10 protein-coding genes are annotated in these 7,739 nt (G+C 59.2%); 7 read left to right on the top strand and 3 right to left on the bottom strand.

The window, feature by feature from the left end:
* Positions 1–185: 185 nt before the first annotated feature.
* The 7 genes from aph(3'')-Ib to ABIB58_RS16300 all read left to right on the top strand — a co-directional run bounded on the left by aph(3'')-Ib (position 186) and on the right by ABIB58_RS16300 (position 4,591).
* On the top strand, positions 186–989 hold the full coding sequence (gene aph(3'')-Ib, locus ABIB58_RS16330; protein ID WP_001082319.1) for an aminoglycoside O-phosphotransferase APH(3'')-Ib: 804 nt from the start codon (positions 186–188) through the stop codon (positions 987–989).
* Positions 989–1,825 (top strand): aminoglycoside O-phosphotransferase APH(6)-Id, encoded by an 837-nt coding sequence (locus ABIB58_RS16325; protein ID WP_000480968.1) that lies wholly within the window; start codon positions 989–991, stop codon positions 1,823–1,825. Before aph(3'')-Ib ends, ABIB58_RS16325 begins: the two co-directional genes overlap by 1 nt.
* A gap of 108 nt (positions 1,826–1,933) precedes the next feature.
* Positions 1,934–2,203, top strand: coding sequence for a hypothetical protein (locus ABIB58_RS16320; protein WP_354043008.1), 270 nt, complete (start codon positions 1,934–1,936; stop codon positions 2,201–2,203).
* A gap of 62 nt (positions 2,204–2,265) precedes the next feature.
* Complete coding sequence (locus ABIB58_RS16315; protein WP_024588016.1) at positions 2,266–2,532, top strand: hypothetical protein; 267 nt, start codon at positions 2,266–2,268, stop codon at positions 2,530–2,532.
* Between the two features lie 192 nt (positions 2,533–2,724).
* Positions 2,725–3,219 (top strand): Dps family protein, encoded by a 495-nt coding sequence (locus tag ABIB58_RS16310; protein ID WP_024350782.1) that lies wholly within the window; start codon positions 2,725–2,727, stop codon positions 3,217–3,219.
* Positions 3,220–3,248: 29 nt separating this feature from the next.
* Positions 3,249–4,103 (top strand): alpha/beta fold hydrolase, encoded by an 855-nt coding sequence (locus ABIB58_RS16305; protein WP_024350781.1) that lies wholly within the window; start codon positions 3,249–3,251, stop codon positions 4,101–4,103.
* 2 nt (positions 4,104–4,105) lie between these two features.
* Positions 4,106–4,591, top strand: coding sequence for a peptide-methionine (S)-S-oxide reductase (locus ABIB58_RS16300; RefSeq protein ID WP_024350780.1), 486 nt, complete (start codon positions 4,106–4,108; stop codon positions 4,589–4,591).
* A gap of 144 nt (positions 4,592–4,735) precedes the next feature.
* Here the strand turns inward: ABIB58_RS16300 and ABIB58_RS16295 are convergent, their stop codons facing one another.
* From ABIB58_RS16295 to ABIB58_RS16285, 3 genes are all read right to left on the bottom strand, one after another.
* The gene (locus ABIB58_RS16295; RefSeq protein ID WP_161632267.1) at positions 4,736–5,308 is read right to left on the bottom strand and encodes a DUF3601 domain-containing protein; all 573 of its coding nucleotides are present in this window, start codon (positions 5,306–5,308) and stop codon (positions 4,736–4,738) included.
* A 320-nt stretch (positions 5,309–5,628) separates the two neighbouring features.
* Positions 5,629–6,800 (bottom strand): IS3 family transposase gene (locus ABIB58_RS16290; protein WP_354042999.1). Its coding sequence is split into 2 segments (ribosomal slippage): positions 5,629–6,527 and positions 6,527–6,800, totalling 1,173 coding nucleotides; the frame shifts between segments, so codons are not numbered across the junction.
* 346 nt (positions 6,801–7,146) lie between these two features.
* A complete protein-coding gene (locus tag ABIB58_RS16285) occupies positions 7,147–7,668 on the bottom strand; it encodes a TonB-dependent receptor domain-containing protein (protein WP_354042995.1) in 522 nt (173 codons plus the stop codon).
* Positions 7,669–7,739: the final 71 nt, after the last annotated feature.

Here is a 7,739-nt window from a genome sequence, read left to right as displayed (position 1 = left end):
GATACTTCAGTTTCCGATCTCTGCAAGGAACTCGGCATCGAGCGCGTCACTCTCTACCGATATGTCGGTCCCAAAGGCGAGCTCAGAGACCATGGAAAGCATGTTCTCGGACTTACGTAGCAACTCGTTTCTTTTCGCAGGTTGAGCCACCTCCGCGCTTCATCAGAAAACTGAAGGAACCTCCATTGAATCGAACTAATATTTTTTTTGGTGAATCGCATTCTGACTGGTTGCCTGTCAGAGGCGGAGAATCTGGTGATTTTGTTTTTCGACGTGGTGACGGGCATGCCTTCGCGAAAATCGCACCTGCTTCCCGCCGCGGTGAGCTCGCTGGAGAGCGTGACCGCCTCATTTGGCTCAAAGGTCGAGGTGTGGCTTGCCCCGAGGTGATCAACTGGCAGGAGGAACAGGAGGGTGCATGCTTGGTGATAACGGCAATTCCGGGAGTACCGGCGGCTGATCTGTCTGGAGCGGATTTGCTCAAAGCGTGGCCGTCAATGGGGCAGCAACTTGGCGCTGTTCACAGCCTATCGGTTGATCAATGTCCGTTTGAGCGCAGGCTGTCGCGAATGTTCGGACGCGCCGTTGATGTGGTGTCCCGCAATGCCGTCAATCCCGACTTCTTACCGGACGAGGACAAGAGTACGCCGCAGCTCGATCTTTTGGCTCGTGTCGAACGAGAGCTACCGGTGCGGCTCGACCAAGAGCGCACCGATATGGTTGTTTGCCATGGTGATCCCTGCATGCCGAACTTCATGGTGGACCCTAAAACTCTTCAATGCACGGGTCTGATCGACCTTGGGCGGCTCGGAACAGCAGATCGCTATGCCGATTTGGCACTCATGATTGCTAACGCCGAAGAGAACTGGGCAGCGCCAGATGAAGCAGAGCGCGCCTTCGCTGTCCTATTCAATGTATTGGGGATCGAAGCCCCCGACCGCGAACGCCTTGCCTTCTATCTGCGATTGGACCCTCTGACTTGGGGTTGATGTTCATGCCGCCTGTTTTTCCTGCTCATTGGCACGTTTCGCAACCTGTTCTCATTGCGGACACCTTTTCCAGCCTCGTTTGGAAAGTTTCATTGCCAGACGGGACTCCTGCAATCGTCAAGGGATTGAAACCTATAGAAGACATTGCTGATGAACTGCGCGGGGCCGACTATCTGGTATGGCGCAATGGGAGGGGAGCAGTCCGGTTGCTCGGTCGTGAGAACAATCTGATGTTGCTCGAATATGCCGGGGAGCGAATGCTCTCTCACATCGTTGCCGAGCACGGCGACTACCAGGCGACCGAAATTGCAGCGGAACTAATGGCGAAGCTGTATGCCGCATCTGAGGAACCCCTGCCTTCTGCCCTTCTCCCGATCCGGGATCGCTTTGCAGCTTTGTTTCAGCGGGCGCGCGATGATCAAAACGCAGGTTGTCAAACTGACTACGTCCACGCGGCGATTATAGCCGATCAAATGATGAGCAATGCCTCGGAACTGCGTGGGCTACATGGCGATCTGCATCATGAAAACATCATGTTCTCCAGTCGCGGCTGGCTGGTGATAGATCCCGTCGGTCTGGTCGGTGAAGTGGGCTTTGGCGCCGCCAATATGTTCTACGATCCGGCTGACAGAGACGACCTTTGTCTCGATCCTAGACGCATTGCACAGATGGCGGACGCATTCTCTCGTGCGCTGGACGTCGATCCGCGTCGCCTGCTCGACCAGGCGTACGCTTATGGGTGCCTTTCCGCAGCTTGGAACGCGGATGGAGAAGAGGAGCAACGCGATCTAGCTATCGCGGCCGCGATCAAGCAGGTGCGACAGACGTCATACTAGATATCAAGCGACTTCTCCTATCCCCTGGGAACACATCAATCTTACCGGAGAATATCGTTGGCCAAAGCCTTAGCGTAGGATTTCGCCCTCTCCCGCAAACGACCCCTGTTGGGGTCGCTTCAGCGGATCGAGCACGATTTCGATCGCATGACCTTCCACGTAGCCCGCGACCACGTGATCGTGGAAGGCTTTGAAGGTGGCGTTATGGCTGACGGCACGGCGTGGCCGGTTGAAGGCCGATCCGAAGGCCGTTTCGCCAACGTATTCGAGTTCGACGGCGCGCTTATCAAGCGTGTTTTCATCTACGTAGACCCGGACTTCGCTAGCGCTAATGACGCGGGGTTTCTTTGGGGCCGCAACGTCAGACTGACGCGATGACTCCAATCGCATGGCGCGGCACTCACGTTCGCAGGGCGAAGGCCGATTGGCGGTGATGCAGAATGGACCATCCAGAATTCGATACGGCTTTCGAGCGTCTGCCTGAGGGGTATAGCGAAGGCGCTTACGAAGGCAGGCGTTTCGGCGTGACGGTTCGTCGGTCGGAGGATGGACGGAGGAACAGCCTTTTTGCTCGAGAACTAGCCGGGAACGACATCGTCAGCTTCAATCTGTATCGCGTTGCTTCGGGCAGTGCGTCGCTGAAGCCGTGCGAGATGTCCTCGGAGAAGGTTATCGCTTTCGTATTGGGCTATCAGCCGAATGCCTGATGAGCATGTGGGGTTCGCTGCCTTCCCATGTTCCCGTGCCGCTCCAAGCGCCCTTCTGGTCGCCAGAACTATCGAAACTATAGACACAAGCCATTGGACTTCGATCTGAGGTAAATTCATCCTCTATACCTCAGCGTGCCAGAGAATCGGCGCTGATCTTTTGCGCAAGCCATCATCGAGGAAGTTCACGCGATGACAAACTCCAGTGCTGCAACCGTGCCTTCACCATCTGACCTCGACGAGAACGCGACCATGACGGTTGCCGACGCGCTGAAGATAATATTGGCGAACAGCTATGCGGTCTACCTCAAGACAAAGAACTTTCACTGGCATGTCTCGGGCCCGTACTTCAGGGACTACCATCTCCTTCTCGATGAGCAAGCTGCGGAAATCCTCGCAGCGACCGATGCGATGGCGGAGCGCGCCCGGAAGACCGGAAATACGACCATACGATCGATCGGCGATATCGCCCGCCACCAGACGATCAAGGACAACGACGCTGAGTTCGTCACGCCGCAGGACATGCTGGCGGAGCTGCGCGCCGATAATCTTCACATGGTCGAGTCGCTGCGCCGCGCAAAGGAAGTCGCCGACGAGGCGAAGGACAACGCGACCTCCGGCCTGATCGATACCTGGACCGACGAAGCGGAACGCCGAGCGTGGTTCCTTTTCGAAGTCAGCCGATAGGTCTGCTGCTCAACGGATCGGATCGTTTCATGGCGCCTAACGATGTGCAGACCCAGTTCCTTCAGACAGAGGGCGGTAGGATAGCCTTCGACGATACGGGTGGAACCGGACCTCTCGTCGTAGGCATCCCAGGAATGGGAGACCTGCGCTCCGAGTATCGGCTCATCAAGCCCATGCTGCAGCATGCGGGATGCCGAGTGGTGACGATGGACGTCCGCGGATTCGGCCAATCGTCGCCGGAGTGGTCGGATTACTCCGCGCGAGCGGTCGGCCGTGACGCCGTCGCCATCCTCCGACAGTTGGCTGACGGGCCAGCCGTGATCATGGGCAACTCGTTCGCAGCCGGCTCCGCGCTTTGGGCTGCCAAGGAAGCTCCTAGTCACGTCAACGGGGTGGTGCTGCTCGGTCCGATCGTTCGCGATCTTCCCCTCACGACGATCCAGAAACTTGTCCTTGGGCTCGGATTCGCGGGGCCATGGCGAACCTGGTTCTGGACCACTTACTGGAGCAGCCTATTCCCGACGAAACCGGCGCCGGATCATGCTGAGGTAAAAGCGGCGATTGCTGCAAACCTCAGGGAGCCAAAGCGCATGCAGGCTCTCTTGACGATGCTCTCATTGTCGAAGTCCGACACCGCAGCGATCTTGGACGAGATCTCTGTGCCGAGCCTCATCGTCATGGGCACAAAGGATCCCGACTTCACGGACCCTGTCGAAGAAGCCCGGAGCTTGGCTTCGAGGCTCCATGCCGAAACCATGATTGTCGAGGGCGCTGGACACTACCCTCATGTCGAAATGGCGAACGATGTCGGACAGCGGATCATCGCGTTCGTCCGCCAGCTCGATAAGTCTGGCCCGGCCGTTGTGCCTTTGCGCAGGAGTTAAGTATGGCAAAGGTTGGCTTTGGAGGAGGTTGCCACTGGTGCACCGAGGGCGTTTTCCAAGCGTTGCGTGGCGTCACGCAGGTCGAGCAGGGTTTCCTACAATCGGCCGCCCCGGCGAACACCTGGGCTGAGGGGGTGGTCGTGACGTTCGAACCCTCCGTTATCGGGCTGGGGACACTGTCCGAGGTGCACCTGCGCACACACTCCGCTACACGTGCCCGCTCGGTTGAAAACAAATACCGAAGCGCGATCTATATCTTCGACGAGAGTCAGCGGGTCGAAGCCGAAGAGGCGATACGCGGACTCGCTGAGGAGGCCGGCAAGCCGGTCCACACCCTCATCCTGCCGTTCGTGGGCTTCAAGGCTTCGGACGAGAGATACCAGAACTATTATCGCACCGACCCAAACAGACCCTTTTGTCGTCGATACATCGATCCCAAGCTCGACTTCATCCGCAAGCATTTTTCGGAGAACGCGCTTCCCGAGTAGCCACGGCTGTATCGGCATCTGTCAGAACGACCGAACTGCCAACAACTTCGAGCGAAAGATCGATGGTACCTTTTCTGAGAAGCCGCCGTCCGCGCTGCTTCCTATTTTTTTTAAAACGATGGCCAGCAGGATTCACGGACGCATCTAAAGACGTGAACGCTTGAACACTGGGATGGATCGGGATCGATCCTCGTCCAAGGTTTTCAGCCATCTCTGGCGAGGCACGACCCGCTCTAACCTCGTTTCCAAGCCGTCGAGGAAGGGGTGCCACACGCTATGAGTCTCTGCCAGGAAGATTGCGGTTCCACGGCGATGGCTGATCGTGAGGCAACGCGTCTCGTCGTAGTGCTGCTGCCCATAGAAAGCGGCGACCGTAGTAACGTCCTGCCAACCGAAGGCCACTCGATCGACGCCGTCGAAGGAAACCAGCTTGTCGCCATCGACGGCTAGCAGGCCAGCAAACACGCTTCGATAAAACGGCTCGCATTGCGGGAGGACATCACTCAGGGCTGCAATAATCGCTGCTTCGGCACCGGTTCGATCCTGAAGGCGAATCTCCAGATCGTCGCCGTCCTTGGTGAGAAAGAAAAGCGACAGGCCATCTTCATAGGGAAGAAATGTGTATGTGCGGTAGCGCCATTGTTGCCCCTGGCGATGGAGGCGTCCGTCATGATCACGGAAGTCGCGTTCGACGCGATAATGACGTCCGGGATGCAAATGCCCATACGCCTTCCCGAGAGTGTTCCTACTGAACCATCTTACGATCACCGCCACTCCGATGGGCCTAACGCCGAGGCGATCTCGTTACGGTCGGTTTAAGAGGGCACGGTCAGTGCCGCGCAACTCGACTGGGCGCCAATCGCCGGCACGCTCACATACCGCAACAGTGTCATCTTATTGAGTGCTCGGCGAGCGCTTGTAGCGCCATCCCCAAAGAGAGGGGTGGCGCCCCCCACTGGAAAAGCATAACGAATATGTGTCGCCGTTTGTGCTACTATAGGACCGCCGTTGATCTTCCCCCGCAAAAGTGGACGGGGTTAAGCCGCTCTGCGTTCGGCCTCGGCGGGGCTGATGTAGCCCAGTGACGAGTGCAGGCGACGGGGATTGTAGAAGCCCTCTATGTATCCGAACAAGTCGCGACGGGCCTGGTCGCGGGTGGCGTAGACGCGGTGATGGACGCGCTCGGTTTTGAGGGTGTGGAAGAAGCTTTCCATCGGAGCATTGTCCCAGCAGTCGCCCTTGCGGCTCATCGACGGGGTGATGCCGGATCGGGCCAGGGCTGATCGATAGGCTTCGGCGGCGTATTGGATCCCGCGATCCGAATGATGGATCAGGCCGGGCGCGGGGCGCTGGCGTTCGACCGCCATGTTGAGGGCATCGAGCGCGATCTCGGTGTGCAGGGTCTGGCGCATGGACCAGCCGACGATCTTGCGGGTGTGCATGTCGAGGATGGCGGCGAGGTAGAGCCAGCCTTCACCGGTCGGGATGTAGGTCAGGTCGGCGAGCCAGACCTGGTTGGGCGCCGCCGCTTCGAAGTTGCGTGCCAACCGGTTGGGCGCGATCGGATAGCCGTGACGGCTGTTCGTCGTCCTGGCCCGACGCGGCAGGGCCGCCAGCCCTCGAAGGCCGGCGCGGCGCATCAGCCGCTCCACACGGGATCGTCCGACCCGACGCCCATGCCGGCGAAGCGTGGCGTGGATGCGCGGCGAGCCGTAGCAGCCGCTGCTCTCGGCGTGGATCAGCCGAATATCCTCGGTCAGCTCGCGGTTGGCGACAGACCGCCGGCTCTCGGGGCGACCGCGCCAGGCGTAGTAACCGCTGGCCGACAAGCCGAGAACCGCGCACATCACGCGGACCGGCCAGACCTGACGATGCCCATCGACGAACCCGAACTTCATCGGGAGGTCGCTCCGAAGATGAGCGCGGCTTTTTTTAGGATGTCTCGCTCCATCCGAAGCTGACCGTTCTCCCGCCGCAACCGGGCCAACTCCGCCGCCAAGTCCGACGGCGACGGGGACGGCGCCTGCGTTGTGGGGCGCCGCGTCGTCCCCGTCGCCTGCACCCCGAACTGCGTCATCCATCGACGCAGCACCGTCTCGTGCAGCCCCAACTCTCTGGCGACCGCGCCGGCGGTCAGCCCACTGTTGGCGACCCGATCAACGGCCTCCCGCTTGAACGATTCCGGAAACACACGGCGTTGAGCACTCATCAGACACTCCTCTCCAGCTCCGAAAAGCTAGCATGGGTGTCCACTGAAACGAGGGAGGATCACCGTGCGCCGCCAAGCGCGGCCGACGACCGAAGCTTGTAGACTGCAACGCTTCTTCACATCGTCGAGTTCGCAGACGGCGGGATGGTCTTCGCCCCTGTGGTGAGCGTAGCTAAGCGCGTCGATCGGCGGGTGGAACTTGGCGAACGCGTCGCAGCCATCCAGCGCCTAAGAAGCCAGTTGCATCTGGCAACAGACCTCGTCCGACCAGCAACTTCTTAGCTAGCGACCGGAGCAACTGAGCTATTGCGAAACATCACTGGTTCGTCGAGCTATCGGGCGACACTCACCTCCACCGACGGGCTAAACGTAGACCTATGACGCGAGGTGAGCCGATCCCCGCGTAGTAGGTGCCGTCAAATCCGAACGCGAAGTTCGAATAGGCTTGGGTCGTGAAAACCCGCTCGTCGGTGATGTTGTCGACGAACAGACGCAAATCCCACCCATCCTGCTCCCAGCCGACCTGCGCGTTCAGCAAAACGTAGGCGTTCTGTTTGGCTATATTCTCTGGGTGCAGAGGCGTGTCACCGACCGCATTCGCCTCGCCCCGGAGGAAAAGACCGCGCCACGGTCGCCAGCTCGCGGCAAGAGACGCGTCGAACCGAGGCACAAGCTTGACGCGGTTTCCGGTGAAGTCCTGAACCGCTGAGAAGCGATAATCGGTGTAGATGGAGTCGACGTAACCGAGTGATGCGGTGAGGTTCAGCGTCGGGTCCGGTCGCGCGGTCAACTCAACCTCAAAACCCCGGCTTCGGATTGCGGCGTTTGAAGTGATGAGATTGGTTGTGACGTGACCCCCATTTCTCATCCAGCCATAACGAGAGTCCTTTGGTGATCTGAGCTGGGGTTGTCGGGGTTGGCAAGAGGCCGGTCAGCGCA

It is taken from the genome of Brevundimonas sp. UYEF29, from assembly GCF_040546195.1.
In the GTDB taxonomy this organism is placed as follows: domain Bacteria; phylum Pseudomonadota; class Alphaproteobacteria; order Caulobacterales; family Caulobacteraceae; genus Brevundimonas; species Brevundimonas huaxiensis.
This window is presented reverse-complemented; position numbering and strand designations above follow the sequence as displayed.